Below are 20,958 nucleotides of genomic sequence, written 5' to 3'. Positions count from 1 at the left end.
CGGCTCATCGTCGTGCTCGGGGTCTGCCGGGTAAGGCGTTGGCGTGGGGGTTGTGGTCTGCGGGGGACGGGATGGGGGGTGAGTTGTCGGGGGCTGATCTGCGGCGGATGAAGCAGGTCGGTATCGAGGGGCTGTCGGCCGAGCGTGGGCTTGAGCTCTTCGACACCGCGATGGGTCTGGATGATCCGGCTCTCGTTCCCATCCAGCTCGACCTGCCCACCCTCCGCCAGGCCCCCGACAACCTCCCCGAACTCCTTCACGCCCTGGCCCCGCCGACCCGGCGGCGTTCCGCTGCGGGCAAGGCCGATCCCGGCGCCCTGCGCCGTAGGCTCGATGCGCTGGACGCGGAGGGGCAGCACACGCTGCTCAGCGAACTGGTCACCGGCCTCGCCGCCGACCTGCTCGGATATCAGGACGCCGGGGGCATCGACCCCGAACGCGACTTCCTCGAGCTGGGCTTCGACTCGCTCATGGCGATGGAACTGCGGTCCGCTCTCAGCGAGGCGATCGGGCTGCGGCTGCCGTCGATGGTGGTCTTCGACCACAAGAGTGCGGCGGCTCTGGCCCGCTTCCTCCAGGAGGAGATCTCCGTGGCCGGCCCGGTTTCCGGGGCAGCGGCCACCCACGGTGCGCAGCAGGCGGGCACGGGTGCGGGACGCCCGTCGGGCGCGGCGACGGACACCCTCAGCCAGTTGTTCCGCGAGGCCCTCCAGAACGGCCCGCTCCAGAAGGCGATGACCATGTTGAACGCGGTCGCGGAGACGCGGCCCGCCTTCACCTCGGCCGCGGACATCCCCGCCCTCCCGGTACCGGTCCGGCTCATGGAGGGGCCCGCCGGAAGTACGCGGCTGATCTGCCTCAGTACGCCCATGGCCACCAGTGGGGTCTACCAGCACGCGCACATCGCCAACCACTTCAAGGGCGTCCGCGGGGTCGCCGGCATTCCGCTGCCGGGCTTCGTGCGGGGCGACAGCCTGCCCGCCACGAACGACGCCGCCGCCGAGGTGCTGGCGGAGGCCGCCCTCGAGGCCGCAGGCGGCGAACGGTTCGTGCTGGCCGGCTACTCGGCGGGCGGCATCCTCGCCCACGCCGCCGCGATGCATCTCGAACAGCGCGGCGTGCGTCCTGCCGGAGTCGTACTCATGGACTCCTACCTGCCCGACGTCTCCAACGCGCTGCTCGACGGCCTGCTGGAAACGATGCTGGAGATGGAGCAGACCTTCGACGGGTTCGACAGCGCCCGGCTGTCCTCCATGGGCCGCTACAGCAACATGCTGGGGTCGTTCCCCCTGGAGGGGCTGCGAGCCCCTGTGCTCTTCCTGCAATGCGCCAGGCCCTTCCCCGGCGCGGACACGGACGGCCCTGGCGACGCCTGGCAGGCCGCGCCCTGGAATGCGACCCAGACGGTACGAGGAGTGGGAGCCAACCACTTCACCATGCTGGAAGAAGGTGCCGCGGACTGTGCGCGGGCGATCGAGGACTGGATCGGCACGCTGGACTGACGTACGCCGGGCACCGGCGCCGTGACCGCGGGATCCGCCGTGGTCACGGCGCCCGGAACCGCTCCGGCCAGGGGAGCATGAGGTAGCCGAACCGTGCCCGTGCGCTCCCCGACCCATCTATGAATCTCCGACCGAGCGACCGACGAAGGGTGATCGAACATGAGTGTGGCCGCCGGGTCCCAGCGGGCCGTGACCAAGGGCACTGTGCCGTTCGGCGAGTACCGGACCTGGTACCGCGTCACCGGGGATGTGACCTCGGACAAGCCCGCGCTCGTCGTGGTGCACGGCGGGCCGGGCAGTACCCATGACTACCTGCAGAACATGGCGGTGTTCGCCGACCACGGATGGCCCGTCGTCCACTACGACCAGCTGGGCAACGGCGGCTCCACCCATCTGCCCGACCGCGGCACGGACTTCTGGACCGTGGATCTCTTTCTCGCCGAGCTGGACAATCTGCTCGGCGAGCTGGGTGTCGCCGACAACTACGTCCTCTTCGGCCAGTCCTGGGGCGGACTGCTGGTGGCCGAGCACGCTGCCCGGAAGCCCGCCGGGCTGCGCGGACTGGTCATCGCCAACGCGCCGGCCTCCTACCCGCTGTGGCTTCAGGAGATGGAGGTTCTGCGGGCCCAGCTGCCGCCGGGCGTCAACGAGACGCTCCTGCGGCACGAGGCGGCGGGGACCACCGGGAGCAACGAGTACTACGAGGCCATGGGCCCCTTCTACGACCGTCATGTCTGCCGCGTCAAGCCGTGGCCGCGGGACTACCAGGCGTCGTTCTACGAGGTGTACAACGACCCCACGGTCTACTTCGCGATGAACGGGCCCAGCGAGTTCCACGTCATCGGCACCCTGCGCGACTGGGGCGTGGAGGACCGACTCACCGACATCGAGGTGCCGACCCTCGTACTCTCCGGCCGCCACGACGAGGCGACGCCCACCACGGTGCGGCCCTACGCGGAGCTGATCCCGCAGGCGCGGTGGGAGATCTTCGAGGACTCCAGCCACCTGCCCCACCTCGAGGAGCCCGAGCGGTTCGTCGAGGTGATGCTCGGCTATCTGCGCGAGCGACGCTGACCACCGGCCGGCGCGAAGGGCCTGACCACGGGCGGGCACGAAGGCCTGGCCCATCGGCACAGGGCTGGGAACGGGGACCGCCGACCGGCGGTCCCCGTTCCCACACCCCAGCCCTTTTGTGCCGTCAGGCGCCGAACAGTGCCGTGGCGCGCGTGGTGAGGGCCTTACGGTCGATCTTGCGGTTGGAGTTGAGGGGGAACTCTCCGAGGTGCTCGTACCGGCGCGGGAGCATTCCGGCGGGCAGGATCTCCCGCAGGCCCCGGGCCAGCGCCGCCGGAGAGGTGCGGGTGCCGGTGTAGAAGACCACCAGCTCCGTTCCGCCCTCCACCTGCTGGACCACCGTGAGGGCGTCCTCCACCCCGGGGCACGAGCGTACGGCGTGGTCGACCTCGGCCAGCTCCACGCGCCAGCCCTGGAGCTGTACCTGCGAGTCGAGCCGTCCGAGGTAGATCAGCTCGTCGCTGTCCGGCAGTCGGCGCATTCGGTCGCCGGTGCGGTACCAACGGCGTCCGTCGCGTTCCAGGAAGCGGCCCTCGTCGTCCGCGGGGTCCAGGTAGCCGATGGTCATCTGCGGTCCGGTGACGCAGAGTTCACCCTCGTCGTCGGCGAGCGAACCGTCGTCGGCGAGGAGCAGGTGGTCGTGGCCCGAGTGGACCGCGCCGACGGGGACCAGGCCGTTGACGCCGTGTTCGGCCGAGGCCACCGGGTCCCAGCGGTGGCCGGTGATGGTGATCGTCAGCTCGGTGGGTCCGTAGATGTTCTCCAGCAGTGAGCCCGAGGCGGCCTCGTGCCAGTCGGCGGCGTCCTTGCAGTGCAGCGCCTCGCCCGCGAAGAAGCTCCACCGCAGTGTGGGCAGTGAGTCGGGGGACAGCTGTCCCGTGCGGCGGACGAGGGAGATCGCGCTGGGCGTGGAGAACCAGACCGTGACGCCCTCCTCGCGCAGGTGGTCGGGGAGCCGGCGGTAACTGTGCGGGGGGATGACTGCGACGGTGGCGCCGGCCCCCCAGGCGCAGAACAGATCGAACATCGCGCAGTCGAAGTTGAGGTCGAAGGTCTGCGAGAAGACGTCCTGCTCCGTGAAGTCGTACCGCTCGTCCAGGAGCTGGAAGTAGTGGTACGTGCTGCCGTGGCTGATGGGCACCCCCTTGGGGTTGCCGGTGGAGCCAGAGGTGAAGAGCATGTAGGCCGTGTCCTCGGCAGAGACCGTTCGCGGGGCGCTCAGCGCCGCCGCGGGGTCCACGACGACCCGTGGCCAGGGCGCCACCGCCTCGGCGTCGGTCAGGACGGTGCCGTCCGCCGAGGCCGCGAGCACTGCCGCGCGGGGGGCGGAGGCCGGGTCCGATCCGGCGGCTTGGAGCTGGAGCCTGGACAGTGCTGCCGCGCCCTCCTCGTCCACGACGATCGCCTCGACCCTCGCCAGTTCCAGCATCCGGCGGGTGCGCTCCGCAGGGAAATCAGGGTTGAGCGGCACCACGGTGGCGCCCGTGTAGAGCCCGGCGAGGAGGCCGACGTAAGCGGGAACGGTCTTGCCCGCCAGGACTCCGACCGCGCGGGGCCGGGTGCCGCCCGCGCACAGCGCGCCGGCCCAGGAGAGGGCGAGCTGGTGGGTCTCGCGGTAGCTGAGTGCGGACGTGCTGCCGAGCCGAAGCGCCGTGCCGTCAGGGGATATCTCCAGGCCGCGCAGAAAGCGGGCATGGAGCGCGTGCTCGACGGTGCCGGACATACTTCCTCCTGTGGGTGGTCGTTTCCCGCAGGCCGCGCATTACCGTGATCCCGGCTGCCGGCCACGGACAGGGGTCTCCCTGCACGCGTTAAGCGGGACAGGGGTTCGTAGCGGTTGTTCGGGTTCTCCTAGGGCGATTAGCGTCACCACCCATTAGGCAGCTCCGCTGTTGAAGCCGGAACCGGAATGGGGCCCGAACACATGAGTACCTGGGACAAGGAATTCGAAGAAATCATCCGCGGCTATCTGCCGTTTCTTTCGGCGGACGAGCCGCTGGAGGAGGATGCCGGACTGCGGGATCTCGGCCTGGACTCGATGGGAACCGTGGAGCTGCTCAGCGCGCTCGAGAATTCCTACGGTGTCCGTTTCGTCGACGAGGCACTGAGCATGCAGACCTTCGCGACGCCCGGCGTGCTCTGGGCCAAGATGTCGGAGCTGACGCAGGTCACGCACGGCTGACCGGAGTCGGCCGTGCGTGTGCGGCGGGGTTCGCCGGGGCTTCGCCTCAGCGGGTCCCGCCGCGGCGTTGCGGGCGCAGTGCCAGGCGCGGGTCGACCGCCGTGACCTCGAAGTTGCGGGTGGCGACGGACACGCGTCCGAACAGCGCGTCCTGGCCGGCGACGAACAGGCGGCCGACACCGCGTTCGCGGAGCGCGGTCAGGGCGTCCGGCCAGTGGACCGCGCGGACGCAGCCGTCGAGTATCAGCTCGCGCACCTCGGCCCCGGTGGTCAGCAGCTTCCCGTCGTGGTCGGAGACCACCGGCAGCCGTGGATCACTGAACCGCAGCCCCGCCAGCGCCTCGTCCTCTATGCGGCGGCGCAGCCCGGCGAAGGCCGGCGAGTGCATGGGCGGGTGCATCACGTACAGCGGCAGCCCGCCCAGGGCACGCAGCCGCAGCTGGAGCCACTCCAGGCGGGACCGCGACAGCGTCAGCATGGCGAAGTCGTCGTCGACCTGGCAGGTGATGTCGTGCCACTCGCCCATGGCGTCCAGCTCGTCGCGCACGGTACGCAGCGTCTCGGGCGGGGTCCGGGCGAAGGAGAGCGTGACCGCTTCACGGTGTTCCGTCGCGAAGTAGTCGTCCAGCACCCGGGCGAAGCGCGCGGTCATCGTCACACCGTCGGCGAAGTCGAGAGCCCCGGAGTGGACAGCGGCCGCCTTGTTGCCGAAGCTCGGCCCCACGCATACGGTGGCCTCGCAGCCGAGCGTTGCCTCGGCCCACCGGGCGAGCGCCAGACTGTTGACGAGGAAGGCGACTTGGGCGTACTCCGAGTAGTCGCCCTCCGTGTCGCGAAAGCGGTCGATGAGGGAGTAGCCGAGCCGATCGTCGGCCGCGGCCACCAACTTCCGGGCCTGCGGGTTGATCACCATGAATCGGGCCACGTCCTCGAACCGGGTGGGTCCCATCCCCGGGAAGACCACGGCATGGCCCGTGCGAGTCTCCTTGTCCATGGCGACAGTGTTGGCGTTGCGGGCGAGGGCACAGCACCCCTAGCCGCCCCTAAGCCGCAGGACGGCAGGCCTGCTCCGTGTGTCCGCCGTTCAGCCCGTGGCCCCTTCGAGTACCAGGACCGCGTTGTGCCCGCCGAACCCGAACGTCGTGGACATCCCTACGGGGCGCCGGCCCGGAGCTGCGGTCAGCGGCACGGCGTGCAGGACGTGCCGCAGCGCCCCGAGCGAGGTGTCCGGCCGCCGCAGTCCCACGGTGGGCGGCGCGACCTTCGCGTTGAGCGCCATCAGCGTGGCGATGGCCTCGACAGCGCCGGCCGCTCCCATCAGATGGCCGGTGGCGGCCTTGGTGGAGGACAACGGCAGGGTTTCCAGAGCGTCGGCGAGCACACCGCGCATCGCGGCGATCTCCAGTCGGTCGTCCCGCGCGCTGCCGGTGGCGTGCGCGTTGAGATAGCTCAGCGCGTCGGGAGTGACGCCCGCGTCGTCGAGGGCGTGCCGGACGGCGCCCATCGCGGCGACCCCGTCCTCGGCGGGGGAGACCACGTGGAACGCGTCGCAACTGGAGCCGTAGCCCAGGATCTCGCCGAGGACGGGCCGGCCGCGCCGTTCGGCGCTCTCCGCGGACTCCAGGACCAGCACGCCCGCGCCCTCACCCATCAGGAAGCCGTCACGTCCCTCGTCGAACGGCACGGAGATCCCGGTGGGAGACATGACCCCGGCGTTCAGGTAGGCGGAGCGCATGAAATTGGTCAGTGGCGCGTCCGCTCCGCCCACCACCGCGGCGTCCGCTGCGCCGCTGCGGATGGCCCGGACACCCAGGCCGATGGCCTGTGTTCCGGAGGCGCAGCCGGAAGTGACGCAGTACGTCTCACCGCGCAGCCGGTGCCGGACGGCAATCTGGACAGCGGCCGAATGAGAAGCCATCATCGGCACGGCGTGACGCGATACGGCGTCGGTTCCGTTGCGCCGCATGGTGGTCAGCTGCTCCTCGAAGGTCAGCACGCCGCCGGCGACGGAACCGATGACGCACATGACGCGTTCCGGGGCATAGGGCAGGCCGTTGGACCAGCCGGCCTGCCGGATCGCTTCCTCGGCCGCGACGAGCGCGAGCTGGCTGAAGCGGTCGGTGGCATGGATCCCCTTGCGGCTCAGCACCGCGTGCGGGTCGAACGTCTGACAGTGGCCCTCCCCGTCCGTCAGCCCGGACTCTCCGTTCACCACCCGGTTGTGGAGAGCGGCCACTCCCTCGCCCAACGGCGTGACCGCACCGGTTCCGGTGACCATGACGCGGTGCCGGAAGGGCGGTGGATGACGGTCGTCGGTTTTCATTTGTCCTCCGGGAATTGTGCGACGCATTTGGCGCGGGCGGATATTCTCTATGCCTTCGGCGGCGTCATCTCTGGCCCATCACACATACCCTTCGATTCCTGACGCTCGGCCACGAGCCTGCGGCGGCTCCGGGCCCACGAGCATGGTGCACGTCCGCAGTTCCGGAAGCGCGACGGCCCTGCAACCGGCTTGCACACAGTGTTACCAGGGCATTACCTGCTCACCTATGGCTGGCCAAGAATAGGGGGGTATCACGGGAGTTCAGGGGTGGTCGATTCTGGCCACTTCGAAAGGGCCGAGTCCATACTCGTGGCATCAGCGCGCGGCTTCCGTCGCAACGGTCCACGCCCGAGAGGAATCCGACTGCCATGACCGCAGCACCGGCGCAATCCAATGTCTGGGCCCGGCGGTACCACCCCGCCCCGGACGCCGGCGTCCGACTGGTCTGCTTCCCGCACGCCGGTGGGTCCGCCACCTTCTACTTCCCCGTGGCCCGTGCCCTGAGCCCGGACCTGGACGTCCTGGCGGTGCAGTATCCGGGCCGTCAGGACCGGCACACGGAACCGCCGGTGGACTCCATCCACGCGCTCGCGGACGTGGTGACGGACGAACTGCTGGCAGGCTGGGCCGACCGGCCGCTCGTCCTGTTCGGCCACAGCATGGGGGCCATGGTCGCCTACGAGGTGGCCACCCGGCTCCAGGAGCGCGGGGCGCCCGCGGCGGGCCTTCTCGCCTCAGGCCGTCGTGCGCCCTCCACCTATCGCGACGAGAACGTCCACGCCGCCGACGACGAGGGCATCGTCGCGGAGATGAAGCGCATGCAGGGCACGGACGACCAGGTCTTCGCGGACGAGGAGGTCCTGCGCATGATCCTCCCCGCGGTGCGCAGCGACTACCGGGCGGTGGAGACGTACCAGCACCGTCCGGGGCCACCGCTGAAGTGCCCGGTCACCGTGCTCGTCGGCGGGGACGATCCGCAGGTGACACCTGAGGAGGCACAGGCCTGGGAGCGTCACACCGACGCTGCGTTCCGGCTCAGCACCTACCCCGGCGGCCACTTCTATCTCGTCGCCCAGGCCCCCGAAGTCCTGCGCGAGATACGCGCGTTCACCGACACCGTGAAGCCCGCGGACAGAGGCGCTGCCATCCCCCTGCGGTGAGCGGGCGGTCGCGGAGAACGACGTACGGCGCCGCCCTCCGAGCGTCCGCAATCGGCTCGGAAGGCGGGCTCGACGGTCCGAAGCGTGACACCGAGGTTCTGGAGGCCCTCATGGTCGCCGAGAAGACTGTTCCGAACACCCGGTCCGCCCCGAGCGGAACCGTGTCCCTGGCGACTGTCGCCGCCGAGCGCCGCTCCCGCCGATCGGCCAGGCGCGGCGGGGCGGTGGCCGACGCGGCCTCGACCGCCGGGAGGGCCTCCCGGCCGGCGCCGCACCCGCTGATCGACGACGCGGCGGCACCCGTACGCCGCGCGCCTGATCCCGCCTTCGCCGATCTTCCCGAGCTGCCGACTCTGCCGATGCTTCTCGGCTTCGGATTCTGGGTGCCCGGAGCCGAGAAGCCGGCCGCCGCGGACGAGGGGAGCGGTGCCGGCCCGGCCGGCCGGGCGCCGTCGCCCGCCCAGCAGGGCGAGGGCCGCCCGCTGCCGGGTGCCTCGTCCTCCACCTGAGGACCCGGCCCCGCCGGGTGACCGCGCGGGGGCGTCGCTCCAGGGATCGCTCACCACGGGCATGTGGTACGCGATCCTCCGGCCTGCGCTGCGGTCGGCTCCGGGACGGCCACGGCAGAGCGCAACGTCCGGTGCCGGCGCCCCCCGGCTTCCTTTGCGTGCGGGACAGCACCGGTGCGGGCTGGTGGCAGTGCTCCTGGCTGACGCGCGGCATCCGCCCCGCCACCCCTGCGCTGCTCTCAGCCACAGGTGACGACGCACGCAGGTCCCGTCAGCCGTACGGCGGAACGGGACCTGCGGGTACGCGCATGCGCCAAAGGGCTCAGCCCTGAGCCCGGCCCTCCATCGCACTCCGCCGGTCGGCCAGGTGGGTGGGCAGATTGCTGCGCCTGGTCACCCCGAGCTTGCGGTAGATGCGGGTCAGATGCTGCTCGACCGTACTCACCGTGATGAAGAGCTGCCCGCTGATCTCCCGGTTGGTGAGACCGCGCGCGGCCAGGGTGGCAACCCTTTGCTCCGCCTCGCTCAGCTGCTCGCGGACCGATGAAGCGGCCACCCTCGGGCCCGGCACCGTGGGGTCCGGTTCAGGGCTCTCCCGCTCCGTCGGCTCCTCGCTCCCGGTGCGGCAGATCCGAGCCTCCTGGGCCGCCCGACGAGCGGTGGAACGCGCCTGCTCGTTCTGACCGGACTGCTGCAGTACGCGGCTCAACGTCTTGAGGGCACGCGACAGTTCGAGCCGGTCCTCGGATCGCTCCAGATGGTCGATGGCGCGTTCCAGCAGAACCTGGCGTCGGCTCGGATCGCTGCACGACGCCAGTAGCCGCAGGGCGACCCCCTTCGCGCGGAGGTCCAGTCGGGGGTGCTCCAGTTCCTCGGTGAGCAGCCGATGGGCGAGGACCGTGCGGCCGAGCCGCATGTTGGCCAGGGCGAGGTCTCCCCGCCAGGGGAAGAGCGCGGGGAAGTCCAGGTCCAGCCGCTCGGAGAGGCCCCCGGCCGCCCGGAAGTCGCTGACGGCGGACAACGCTCGGTCGGTGGCCAGGAAGTGGTGGCCGCGAGCCCGTAGGTAGTGCGCCCCCCACACGGTGGCGAACATCGCCTCCGGCACGACCTGGCGCAGGTGCTCCGCCACCGCCTCGTGGTTGTCGAGAGCGGTGTCCACCATCATCAGGATGCTCAGCGGATAGCCGATGAACACGCCCCAGGCAGATGCGGGAAGACGTTCGTAGCCGGTGGCGGCCAGCCTCGCCGCAGTAGCCAGATCCCCGTGCCGCAGGGCGATCGCGGCGCGGAGGCACTCCAGCAGCGCGAGCCAGGTGGGGGCGAGCCGGCGAGCGGCCTCCTCACGGAGGATGTCGCACCAGCTCACCGCGGCCTCGGTCTCGCCGTGGTGCATCAGGGCGAGGATCGCCGCGACGACTGTCTCCAGTGAGACGTCGTCGAGTGCGCAGTTCTCCAGCACGCGACGGGCCTTGGCGGCGGCGTGGTCCGCGCCGGTGCGGGTGGACAGTGCGGCGAGATCCCATACGGCATGCGCACAGCTGGAGGACCCACCGCCGGTCGGCTCCGCGCTGTGCTCGGGTCTGGTGTCGGGGCGGCGCCATTCCTCCACCGTCGGTCCGTAGACCCATCGTTCGGCCAGTCGGAGGCAGGCGATCGTGCTGTCGTCGACGGCTCCACCGGACGCCTCGAGCACCTTCAGCCCCAGCGCCGCGGTCTCGGTGTCGCCCTGCCACAGAGCGTGCCGGACGAGTGTGGCGGTGTCCCTGCGGTTGAGGGTTTCCACGTCGGGGCCCTCCGGAAGCAGGGCCAGGTGCAGGGCGGAGATCGCAGGGCTGGTCCGCCAGGAAGCGTGGACCAGGGCGAGCCGCGCGCTGTTGTGCTCGGTACCCGGCGTGCTGGCGTTCATCACCAGTTCGAGGTACTGGACGGCGGTGCCGGAGTCGTCGTGGGCGAGCGCCTGTTCCGCTGCGGCCCGCAGGACACCCGTGGCCCAGCTCTCCACCACGATGCCCGCCTCGGCGAGGTGCCGAGCGACAGGGCGGGGGCCGACGCCCTGCTGGTGCAGGAGCTTGGCCGCCTGGAGATGCAGACGGGTGCGCTCGGTCGTGGAGAGGCTGTTGAGCAGCGTCTTGGCGATCGCCGGATGGCGGAACCGGTAGTTGCCCGGAGTCGGACCCGAGGTGAGGAGCGCCTCCGCGACCAGGGTGTGCAGCACCTGTTCCGTGGTGTCCACGCTGAGACCGCTGAGCCGGCTCAGCGGACCGGCGGCGCCTTCGTCGCCAAGAACGGCCAACGCCTCTGCCACTTCGAGGAGTTGGGGATTCCAACGGTAGAGACAGGCGAGCACCGCCTGCTGATAGTGGCTCCCGACCGCCGCCGGTCCTGCCGGGCCGAATCCAGGGGACTCGACGTCCGCCGTACGCTGGTCCTCCAGCAGGGCGTCGACCAACTTGGGGTTGCCGCCGGTCAGTTCGTAGTAGGCCGCGACCAGTCCGGGGTCGGGCTGCACCCCGGTGCGCTGAGTGATCAGTTCGGCGATACCGTGCTCGGAGAGCGGCACCAGCCGGATCAGGCCATGAGGAAGCCGGGTGACCTCGGCGTAGAAGCGCGGCAGAGTGGGCTGGGCCCAGTCCCACTTGCTCAGCACGATCATGATCCTGGCCGACTCCATGCGGCGGCTCAGGTAGAGCAGCAGCTGGAGGGAGAAGGCGTCGGCGAACTGCACGTCGTCGACACCGATGACCAACGGACGCTCCCGGGAGAGCTGCAGCAGTTCGGCACAGGTGTCGCGCACGGCTCGTGCGCCGCTTCCGGATAACGACTCCAGGTCCGGGCTTCCGGGCTGAGCAGCGACCACAGCCGGGCTGAGCAAGGCCGAGACGTGCTCGGTGGTCTCGGCGGGAAGCCCCCGGGAGTGGAACAACTGGTCGACGACATCGGCCTGGAGCGACTGGAGGCCGCGTGCGGCGGTCGCGGTCAGACAGAGTGCGCCCACGCGGTCCGCCCGCGCCGCGAACTCCTGCAGGAGCTCGGCCTTACCGCTCGTCAGCCCGCCGTTGACAATGAGCAGACGTCCCCTCCCCGCCGCGGTATCCGTGAGTTGGTCGCCGAGATGGCGCAGTGCGTCGACGTACTCGAGAAGCATCGGTGGTACCCCCGTTCCACACCCGAGCTCTGATAAGTCTCACCGGGCTGCTGCCTATCGCCTTCACCATTGACTGAAATGGTTCGCACACGAGGTTCTGTGTTGCGCTGAGCAAGGACTGTCCGTCAGTTCGAGTAACGGCCCCCCGGCACTCAGCGGCCGACGATAGCACCACATTCGGTGCTGGAGTACGACGGCAAAGTGAAGGCCACGTTACGCTTGATGGCTACCGGGCCCAATCGGTTCCGCGGCGCGCGAGGTCCTCTGCGCCCGGGGATATCCGGCCGTTCCAGGGTGCGCGGTGGCCCTGTGGTGATGCGTCGGGTTCCGGTCCGCCGGAGGCCGGTCCTCGTAGTGGTCCCGGTGTCCCGATCGGATGGGGCAGGGCGGTCCCGTACGTATACGGCCTGCCGTTCAAAGCCTGGCGTGAAGTCGCTCGTGCCGGCCCCGGCGTGAGCGTCCTTCGCGTGGTGGTCTGGGGCCGTCACCGTGACGCGTCCCAGGTCGGAGGACCGATCGCCGTCCGGGCGCATCCGGCCGGCTGCCGATGCGCCCTGGGCGAGTGACCCGTTGTCCGTCAGGGCCAGGGTCCTTCCGGACATCCCGTGGTGACGGGCGGCAGCCATCTCGGGGCGCGGCCCGAAACGGTGCGGAGAGTGGCCGGATCACGCATGCTGGCCGAAAGTGCCGGGGTGTAACCAATTGGATTCCGGTGGAATTTCTCGAATCGGACGCCGACTGCCAGCCAAATTAGGTTTGTTTTCAGCCGTCGGGCATGTCGCGCAATGGCGTAAAGGGCGCAGGGACGCTTTGAGAGCCCGGCGGCGCGGCGGGTCGAGGAACTCGCGGCTGCGGCAAGCCGGGCATTCCGGGAACTCTGTCCTACCATGCCCCTAGGGGGCCCTAGGGGTGTCGGGCCGTGGGTGCGGACGAGACGATTGCCGTACCGTTTTCATCAGGAAGGTACAGCGATGACGACCGAGCCTGCCCTCGCAGGACGCAAAGAATGGCTGGCGCTCGCGGTCCTTGCGCTGCCACTGTTGCTGGTGTCGATGGACATCTCCATCCTCTTCTTCGCCGTACCGGCGATCAGCGCCGACTTGTCGCCCACCGGCACTCAACTGCTCTGGGTCTTCGACATCTACGCCTTCGTCCTGGCCGGGCTCCTCATCACGATGGGGTCGGTCGGCGACCGGATGGGCCGGCGCAAGCTGCTCATGGCCGGCACGGTCTTCTTCGGTGGCGCCTCGCTGATCGCCGCCTACGCCTCGAGCGCGGGCATGCTGATCGGCGCCCGCGCCCTCCTCGGCGTCGGTGGTGCCTGCCTGCTCCCGTCCACGCTCTCGCTGATCCGCAGCATCTTCACCGACGCGACCCAGCGGGCCAAGGCCCTCGGGGTCTGGTCGGCCGTGCTGATCTCCGGTGTCTCCCTCGGCCCGGTGCTCTCCGGGGTGATGCTGGAGTTCTTCTGGTGGGGATCGGTGTTCCTCATCAACGCTCCGGTGATGGTGCTCCTCCTGGTCCTGGCGCCGCGCCTCCTGCCGGAGTTCAAGGACCCGCATCCGGGACCGTTCGACGCGATCGGCTGTCTGCTGTCGCTGGGCGCGATCCTTCCGGTCATCTACGGGATCAAGGAGCTCGGGACGGACGGCTTCGAGGTCGTTCCTGTGGTGGCGATCGTGGTGGGCCTGGTCGTCGCCGCCCTCTTCGTGGTGCGCCAACGCGCGGCCGCCGCACCGTTGCTGGACCTGTCGTTGCTGCGGACCCGCGCCTTCCGCGGCGGCGTGGTCTTCGCGATGATCGCTTCCTGGGTGATGATCGGCTTCGCGATCTTCACCACTCAGTACCTGCAGTCGGTCCAGGGGATGTCGGCGCTGGAGGCCTCTCTGTGGAGTCTCACCCCGTCGGTCGGAATCTTCCTCGCGACAGGGGTGTCCACGGGGCTGGCGCAGCGCGTGGACCACGCGTTCATCGTGGGCGGCGCGTTCGTCCTCACCGCCGGCGGTCTTCTCTTCCTCACCCAGGTCCGTGCGGACTCCCCGCTGTGGATGGTGCTGGTCGGCGCGGGCGGCCTGTCCGCCGGGGTCGCCGCCACGATGCCCCTGCTCACCGGCATGGTGGTCGGCTCCGCTCCGGCGGAGAAGGCGGGTATCGCCTCCGCCACGCTCCAGACCGGACAGGAACTGGGTGGCGCGGTGGGTCTGGCGACCCTCGGCACGCTCGGCAGCGCGGTGTACCGCAACAATCTGGAGGGCTCGGTGCCCGACGGCCTGCCCGCCGTGGCGGAGGACGCCGCGAGGGAAACCCTCGCGGCGGCCGTCATGGTCGCCGGTGAACTCCCCGGCGCCACGGGAGACGCGCTGCTGACCGCGGCACGTGAGGCCTTCACCGACGGCCTGAACGCGGCGGCGCTCGCCGGAGCGGGTGTCCTGCTGCTCGCGTCCCTCCTGGTCGTGCTGCTGCTGCGCGGTGCCGCGGGACCGGCCGTGGCGGGGGCGTCCGAGGCCGCGGACGAGCCGGACGGGCCGGTTGTCGCTCCCGAGACTGCGAACCCCCTGGGAACCAAGAGCTGAGAAGGCGAGCGGGCTTTGCGGCCGCTGCCCCACCCGCTGTGGGGCAGCGGCCGTCTTTCATGGGCGCGCGGCTGTATGCGAGACCCGCCGACAGGAACAGAGGCCGCGACCGGGTGTACGACCGGCCGTCAAAAGCCTTCCTCCGTGCGGGGACGAGGAGTCTCCCGGCTTTCCTCCGAGGTGCGCCGGGTGTGGTGCCGGTTACCCGGTGAGGCGGCTGGAACGCGGCACCCGGGTACCCCGCCGGGCGCCCCCCATCTCCGGGGATTCACGCCGTACAGCCTGGCGAGATGCTCACAGAAGTCACCGCGAGGGATCTCTGCCCGGATCCGTGAGACGGCGAAGCCGCACCGGAGCACTCCGGTGCGGCTTCGGCGTGAGGCCGCGGACATGATGATCTGGGAATCGCGGCGAACATAACCTCACGCCCCGCGAACGGCTCCTCGCCACCTTCGACATTCCCCCCTGTGCCCCTACATCGCTGCTGCCGTCGAACTCCACGACCCCCAAAGGAAGTGTCGAGTTGACGTGGCACTTCGCGGCCGGACTGGACGCGCGGCTGCACCTGCCGCCCGGTGCCTGGCTGGGACCTGCTGGCTGACGGAACTGGCCCGCCCGCCCGCTGAAGGCCGCAGCAGAAGCCGACGGGGAGACCGGCGACCCCCGAGGACCCGCTGACATGGCCGGCCAGGCCGCTGTCGGCGCCGCACACCGCCGTCGTGCTGAACAGCCTCAGCGCCCTGCCGGGCAACTGATGTACTGCGAAGTGCGCAAGGATGACGGCCGCGGAGGATCACGTCCAGTGGCCGCCGAAGCGCGGGGCTGAACGGATGACTCGGGCCGCTGGTGACCTGAGCGTTCTCTCGGTGTGGAGGGACCTCACCGTGTAGCGTCGGGGTCAGCTGTCGTGGTTCCGAAGTACCGGTCGCCCGTGAGCAATGAGCATGGGCGATTCTGCTGTTCACAGTCTCTGAGGACCAGGGCGATCACCTCCGGTTCCCGCACGGTGCGGGAGCCGACTTCGAGTCCCCTTGGAGGGCACAATGGCCAGCGGAACCGTCAAGTGGTTCAACTCGGAAAAGGGCTTCGGCTTCATCGAACAGGACGGCGGCGGCCCCGACGTCTTCGCCCACTACTCCAACATCGCCAGCTCCGGCTTCCGTGAACTCCAGGAAGGCCAGAAGGTGAACTTCGACGTCACGCAGGGCCAGAAGGGCCCCCAGGCAGAGAACATCACCCCGGCCTGAGGCCGCACACCCTCGGCACCCGCCCTGCGACGTTCGCCGGGCGGGTGCCCTGCGTTCGGCAGCTGGCAGACCGCTCCGGCGAGAGAGGCTCGGTGCCCGCAGTGGGTTGTGAGGCGGGCGTCGTTCCGCCACGTGCCGAGGGGGCGAAACCCTGGCAGTGGGTGGCGGCCCCGAAGGCCGACGTTCACGTGCTTCGGCACCCCTGCGCCTCGGTCATGTGGGAAGCCGAAGAGTCCGTCGTGACCCTGGCCGGTGGGTCGGACACTCCTCGCCCGCGATCACCCTCGGTTACTATGCTCACTTCATGCCGGAAGCTGGGAGCGAGGGGCGCGGCACCGCCGACGGTCTGCTCGGGGAGCGGGGAGACCGGCCTGCCGGCCGAGACTCCCCAGATTCTCCCCAGCGCCGTTGACCGGTGATTCCTGCCTCCACGCCCCGGACATATCTTCCGTGGATCGTAAGGCTGAAAAGATGGGTGGCCTGGGAAAGTGTTGAAAGAAGTCGTGGCGACCCGCTATGTCACGCCTTTGCGTGAAGGTGGCTCGCTTCCCGGGATTGTCGAGGCCGACGACCTGGGCACGTATGTCATGAAGTTCACCGGAGCGGGGCAGGGCCGCAAGACCCTCGTGGCCGAAGTCATCTGCGGCGAGCTCGGCCGCCGGCTGGGGCTGCGGGTGCCGGAGCTGGTGACCATCCAGCTCGACCCTGTGATCGGTCTCGCCGAGCCGGACCAGGAGGTCCAGGAGCTGCTCAAGGGCAGCGCCGGGCTCAACCTGGGAATGGACTACCTTCCCGGTTCGCTCGGCTTCGATCCGCTCGCCTATGAGGTGGGGTCGGCGGAGGCGGGCAGGATCGTGTGGTTCGACGCGCTGATCAACAACGTGGACCGCTCGTGGCGCAATCCCAACATGATCGTCTGGCACGGTGACCTGTGGCTGATCGATCACGGAGCGACGATGATCTGGCACCACAACTGGCCGGGTGCGCAGGCCTCCGCGGCCAAGCCGTACAACGCCTCCGACCACGTCCTTGCTCCGTTCGGTCCGGACATCGCGGCTGCCGCAGCCGAGCTGGCCCCGCTCGTCACGGAGGAACTCCTCACCGAGGTCGCCGCCGCCGTGCCCGACGAGTGGCTGGCCGGTGAACCCGGTTTCGAGACCACGGACCAACTGCGCCGGGCCTACGTGGAGCCGTTGCTGGCACGCGCCGAGGGCATCCACGAGCGGATCGTCATGGAAGCACCCACCACGACCCGGCCCTCCCAGGCGCCGGGCTGGCTCACCGAGCACCTCGCACCGTGGCCCCACCCGACGAAGAAGGAGCGCGCCGCCCAGGCGGACGCCGGGCGTGGCGCCGAGGAGGGTGGCCGATGAGCAGGCGGGACGTCTTCGAGTACGCGGTCCTGCGCGTCGTTCCGCGTGTCGAGCGCGGGGAGTGCTTCAACGCGGGCGTGCTGGTCTACTGCCGCGCCCAGTCCTTCGTGGCCGCGCGGACCCATCTCGACGAGCACAAGCTCAAGGCGCTCGACCCGCAGGCGGACGTGCTCGGGGTGCGTGCCGCGCTGCGTGCGGTGGAAGGGGTCTGTACAGGCGGTGCAGCGGCGGGCCAGGCGGGCGGTGACGACCCCGGACGGCGCTTCCGCTGGCTGATCGCTCCTCGCTCGACGGTCGTCCAGCCAGGTGTCGTGCACAGCGGTCTGACGGCCGACCCGGCTGCCGAGGTCGAGCGACTGCTCGACCTGCTGGTGCGCTGATCTCCCGGACGGCGCCGCCGCTCGCGACGCGCGGGCCGCGGCGCCGTCCGGTGTGACATGCGCCCGTGCCCCCGTGTGCCGTTGACACCGGGTGCCAGGGCTTCTAGCGTCTCGTCTGCTGAAGGTACTAAGCGGTTGCTCAGTCATCGGGAACTTCCTGACGTCCGCTGAGCCGCTATCCAAGGGCGAGGAGAACCAAGCATGTCCACCACCGAGCAGCGCGTCGCCATCGTGACGGGAGCGGCACGGGGCATCGGCGCCGCCACCGCCGTACGCCTGGCGGCCGAGGGCCGCGCCGTCGCCGTACTCGACCTCGACGAGGCCGCGTGCAAGGACACCGTCGAGAAGATCACCGCCGCCGGGGGCAAGGCCCTCGCCGTCGGCTGCGATGTGTCGGACAGTGCCCAGGTGGAAGCCGCCGTCGCGCGCGTCGCCGCCGAGCTCGGCGCCCCGACCATTCTCGTCAACAACGCGGGTGTGCTGCGCGACAACCTGCTCTTCAAGATGAGCGAGTCCGACTGGGACCTCGTGATGAACGTGCACCTCAAGGGCGCGTTCCTGATGGCGAAGGCCGTCCAGTCGCACATGGTGGAGGCCAAGTTCGGCCGCATCGTCTCGCTCTCCTCCTCCTCGGCGCTCGGTAACCGCGGCCAGGCCAACTACTCCGCCGTGAAGGCCGGCCTCCAGGGCTTCACCAAGACCCTCGCCAAGGAGCTGGGCAAGTTCGGCGTGACCGCCAACGCCGTCGCCCCCGGGTTCATCGTCACCGAGATGACCGCCCAGACGGCCGCGCGGGTCGGCATGGGCTTCGAGGAGTTCCAGGCCGCCGCCGCGACGCAGATCCCGGTGCAGCGTGTCGGGCACCCCGAGGACATCGCCAACGCCATCGCCTTCTTCACCGGCGACGACGCGGGCTTCGTCTCCGGGCAGGTCATGTACGTCGCAGGCGGACCCCTCAACTGACCCCGGAAGGGCAACGGACAACATGACTGTGCAGGACAGTGGCAAGGTCGCGCTCATCACGGGCGCGAGCCGGGGCATCGGCTACGGCATCGCGGAGGCGCTCGTCGCCCGGGGCGACAAGGTCGTCATCACGGGACGCGGCGAGGACGCGCTGAAGGAGGCCGTCGAGAAGCTCGGCGCCGACCGCGCGGTCGGCATCGCGGGCAAGGCGCACGACGTGGCGCACCAGGCGGCTGCGGTCGAGCGCGCGATGGAGGCGTTCGGCCGGGTCGACTACCTGATCAACAACGCCGGCACGAACCCCGTCTTCGGGCCCATGGCCGAGCTCGACCTCGACGTGGCCCGCAAGGTGTACGAGACCAACGTGATCTCCGCGCTCGGTTTCGCCCAGCAGACCTGGAAGGCCTGGCAGAAGGAGAACGGCGGGGCGATCGTCAACATCGCCTCGGTCGCGGGTGTCTCCGCGTCGCCGTTCATCGGCGCCTACGGGATGAGCAAGGCGGCCATGGTCAACCTGACCCTCCAGCTGGCGCACGAGTTCGCGCCGGTGGTCCGGGTCAACGCGATCGCCCCGGCCGTGGTGAAGACCAAGTTCGCTGAGGCGCTGTACGAGGGCCGTGAGGCCGAGGCCGCCGCTGCCTATCCGCTCGGCCGGCTCGGCGTCCCGCAGGACATCGGCGGAGCCGCCGCCTTCCTCACGTCCGCGCAGTCCGACTGGGTCACGGGGCAGACGCTCGTGGTCGACGGCGGTATTTTCCTGAACGCGGGCGTGTCCTGAGGTAGGCCTGCGCCAGTTTGGCCCTGATTGACTCAAGTGCCCCGCCGGGCCAACGGATTGATCCGGTGGGGCGCTGCGGTATGGTCTGCCGACCCCAAGGCTGATCGAGGAGCGTGCACGTGTTCTACCGGGCCAGTCTGCAGGCTGCTGCAGCCCTTGCTTCCCTTTCTGTGCTGGCCGGCTGCGGACTGCTGTCCGACAGCAGTTCCGAGACGGACCAGCACATATCGGTCGGAACGACGAGTTCGCCCTCGACCCTGGATCCCGCGGCCGCGTGGGACGGCTCCTGGGAGCTGATGAGGAACGTCTTCCAGACCCTGGTGAGCTTCCCGACCGGCAGCACCAGCCCTGAGCCCGACGCGGCCGAGGAATGCCGTTTCACCGACGCCACGAGCATGGCCTACCGGTGCACCCTTCGTTCCGGCCTGAAGTTCTCGAACGGGGAGAGCATCGACGCCGAGGCCGTCAAGTACTCCATCGACAGGATCGCGAAGATCAAGGTCAAGGGCGGCCCGGCCGGTCTGCTCGGGTCTCTCGACCGGGTGGAGACCAAGGGTGACGACACGGTCATCTTCCACCTCTCGAAGGCGGACGCGACCTTCCCGTTCATCCTGGCCACTCCCGCCATGTCGATCGTCCCCGCGAGTGAGTACCCGGCGGACAGCATCCGCGACGACGGCAAGGTCACCGGCTCGGGGCCGTACGTCCTCGACTCGTACGAACCGGGGAGCAAGGCCGAGCTCACCAAGAACCCCGCCTACAAGGGCTTCGCCGACCGTAAGAACGACGCGGTCACGATCCGGTACTTCGAGGACTCCGCCCCCATGGTGGAGGCGCTGAAGGACAAGAAGATCGACGCGACCTACCGGGGTCTGACCGCGGAGGAGGTCATCGGCCTCGAGGACAAGAAAGAGGACAACAACGGGCTGCAGATCGTCGAGACGGTCGGTGCCGACATCCGCTTCCTCGTCTTCAACCCGAAGGACCCGGCCTCCGGGAAGCTCGCCGTCCGCCAGGCCATCGCCCAGGTGGTGGACCGCGACGCCCTCGTGGCCAAGGTCTACCAGGGGACGGCGGAACCCCTGTACTCGATGGTCCCCAAGGGCATCGCCGGGCACACCACCAGCTTCTTCGACTCGTACGGCGACCCCGACACGGCCAAGGCCGAAAAGATCCTCGCCGATGCGGGGATCACCGAGCCCGTCGAGATGACCTTCTGGTACACCACGGACCGCTACGGCTCCTCCACCGCCCCGGAGTTCGCCGAGCTCAAGCGCCAGCTGGAGGCGTCCGGCCTGTTCCGGATCACGCTGAAGAGCGCGCCGTGGAAGACGTTCCAGGAAGGTTTCACCAAGGGCGACTACCCGGTCTTCGGCCGAGGCTGGTTCCCCGACTTCCCGGACCCCGACAACTTCATCGCACCCTTCGTGGGCCAGGACAGTGTCACCGGCACCCCCTACCTGACCGACGAGATCACCAAGGACCTGCTGCCCTCCTCCCGCAAGGAGAGCGACCGCGGTGCCGTCTCCCAGCAGTTCCGGCGGGCCCAGGAGATCCTCGTCAAGGACGTCCGGCTGCTGCCGCTGTGGCAGGGCAAGCTGTACGTGGCGGCGGGTGAGGACATCGGCGGCGGCGAGCGCGCGCTCGACCCGCAGACCGTCATGCAGATGTGGGAGCTGTACCGCAAGACCAGCTGGTAGGCGGGCGGCGGCAGGCTCGGCGGGGGCGTTGTCAGTGGCTGCCGGTAGG

The 20,958-nt window shown here is 69.8% G+C and carries 16 protein-coding genes; 12 read left to right on the top strand and 4 right to left on the bottom strand.

Annotated elements, in window-relative coordinates; translation table 11 throughout:
- The coding region (locus tag ABZY45_RS27980) for a phosphopantetheine-binding protein (protein WP_356744171.1) at nt 1–1,502 on the top strand (1,502 nt) is incomplete at its 5' end.
- A gap of 159 nt (nt 1,503–1,661) precedes the next feature.
- Nucleotides 1,662–2,576 (top strand): proline iminopeptidase-family hydrolase, encoded by a 915-nt coding sequence (locus ABZY45_RS27975; protein WP_356744169.1) that lies wholly within the window; start codon nt 1,662–1,664, stop codon nt 2,574–2,576.
- A gap of 124 nt (nt 2,577–2,700) precedes the next feature.
- On the opposite strand, the gene ABZY45_RS27970 is transcribed toward ABZY45_RS27975, so the two are convergent.
- Nucleotides 2,701–4,299 carry an AMP-binding protein gene (locus ABZY45_RS27970; protein WP_356744167.1) on the bottom strand — a complete coding sequence of 533 codons (1,599 nt, stop codon included), beginning with the start codon at nt 4,297–4,299 and terminating at the stop codon, nt 2,701–2,703.
- 201 nt (nt 4,300–4,500) lie between these two features.
- Between ABZY45_RS27970 and ABZY45_RS27965 the strand changes: the two genes are divergently transcribed.
- The gene (locus tag ABZY45_RS27965; RefSeq protein WP_356744165.1) at nt 4,501–4,758 is read left to right on the top strand and encodes a phosphopantetheine-binding protein; all 258 of its coding nucleotides are present in this window, start codon (nt 4,501–4,503) and stop codon (nt 4,756–4,758) included.
- A 46-nt stretch (nt 4,759–4,804) separates the two neighbouring features.
- Here ABZY45_RS27965 and ABZY45_RS27960 read toward each other — a convergent pair whose 3' ends face one another.
- Together ABZY45_RS27960 and ABZY45_RS27955 are read right to left on the bottom strand one after the other, a co-directional pair.
- Entirely contained in the window at nt 4,805–5,752 is a 948-nt protein-coding gene (locus ABZY45_RS27960; protein ID WP_356744163.1) for an ACP S-malonyltransferase, read from the bottom strand.
- 90 nt (nt 5,753–5,842) lie between these two features.
- Nucleotides 5,843–7,081 (bottom strand): beta-ketoacyl-[acyl-carrier-protein] synthase family protein, encoded by a 1,239-nt coding sequence (locus ABZY45_RS27955; RefSeq protein WP_356744161.1) that lies wholly within the window; start codon nt 7,079–7,081, stop codon nt 5,843–5,845.
- A 368-nt stretch (nt 7,082–7,449) separates the two neighbouring features.
- Between ABZY45_RS27955 and ABZY45_RS27950 the strand changes: the two genes are divergently transcribed.
- The gene (locus tag ABZY45_RS27950) at nt 7,450–8,241 is read left to right on the top strand and encodes an alpha/beta fold hydrolase (protein ID WP_356744159.1); all 792 of its coding nucleotides are present in this window, start codon (nt 7,450–7,452) and stop codon (nt 8,239–8,241) included.
- 110 nt (nt 8,242–8,351) lie between these two features.
- On the top strand, nt 8,352–8,750 hold the full coding sequence (locus ABZY45_RS27945; protein WP_356744157.1) for a hypothetical protein: 399 nt from the start codon (nt 8,352–8,354) through the stop codon (nt 8,748–8,750).
- Between the two features lie 322 nt (nt 8,751–9,072).
- On the opposite strand, the gene ABZY45_RS27940 is transcribed toward ABZY45_RS27945, so the two are convergent.
- Complete coding sequence (locus ABZY45_RS27940; protein WP_356744155.1) at nt 9,073–11,895, bottom strand: LuxR C-terminal-related transcriptional regulator; 2,823 nt, start codon at nt 11,893–11,895, stop codon at nt 9,073–9,075.
- 971 nt (nt 11,896–12,866) lie between these two features.
- Between ABZY45_RS27940 and ABZY45_RS27935 the strand changes: the two genes are divergently transcribed.
- The 7 genes from ABZY45_RS27935 (at nt 12,867) to ABZY45_RS27905 (ending at nt 20,909) form a co-directional block, all read left to right on the top strand.
- The gene (locus ABZY45_RS27935) at nt 12,867–14,468 is read left to right on the top strand and encodes an MFS transporter (protein ID WP_356744153.1); all 1,602 of its coding nucleotides are present in this window, start codon (nt 12,867–12,869) and stop codon (nt 14,466–14,468) included.
- A 1,043-nt stretch (nt 14,469–15,511) separates the two neighbouring features.
- Nucleotides 15,512–15,715 carry a cold-shock protein gene (locus ABZY45_RS27930; RefSeq protein WP_010982331.1) on the top strand — a complete coding sequence of 68 codons (204 nt, stop codon included), beginning with the start codon at nt 15,512–15,514 and terminating at the stop codon, nt 15,713–15,715.
- A gap of 488 nt (nt 15,716–16,203) precedes the next feature.
- Entirely contained in the window at nt 16,204–17,088 is an 885-nt protein-coding gene (locus ABZY45_RS27925; protein ID WP_356744151.1) for a HipA family kinase, read from the top strand.
- Nucleotides 17,085–17,468: a DUF3037 domain-containing protein gene (locus tag ABZY45_RS27920; protein WP_356744149.1), complete on the top strand. Its 384-nt coding sequence runs from the start codon at nt 17,085–17,087 to the stop codon at nt 17,466–17,468. Before ABZY45_RS27925 ends, ABZY45_RS27920 begins: the two co-directional genes overlap by 4 nt.
- Before the next feature lie 201 nt (nt 17,469–17,669).
- Nucleotides 17,670–18,431, top strand: coding sequence for a 3-oxoacyl-ACP reductase FabG (gene fabG / locus ABZY45_RS27915; RefSeq protein ID WP_014157515.1), 762 nt, complete (start codon nt 17,670–17,672; stop codon nt 18,429–18,431).
- 22 nt (nt 18,432–18,453) lie between these two features.
- The gene (locus ABZY45_RS27910) at nt 18,454–19,209 is read left to right on the top strand and encodes an SDR family oxidoreductase (RefSeq protein ID WP_356744147.1); all 756 of its coding nucleotides are present in this window, start codon (nt 18,454–18,456) and stop codon (nt 19,207–19,209) included.
- 119 nt (nt 19,210–19,328) lie between these two features.
- Nucleotides 19,329–20,909 (top strand): ABC transporter substrate-binding protein, encoded by a 1,581-nt coding sequence (locus ABZY45_RS27905; protein WP_356744145.1) that lies wholly within the window; start codon nt 19,329–19,331, stop codon nt 20,907–20,909.
- Nucleotides 20,910–20,958: the final 49 nt, after the last annotated feature.

The sequence above is a fragment of the Streptomyces sp. NPDC006516 genome (assembly GCF_040611875.1).
Taxonomy (GTDB): Bacteria; Actinomycetota; Actinomycetes; order Streptomycetales; family Streptomycetaceae; genus Streptomyces.
This window is presented reverse-complemented; position numbering and strand designations above follow the sequence as displayed.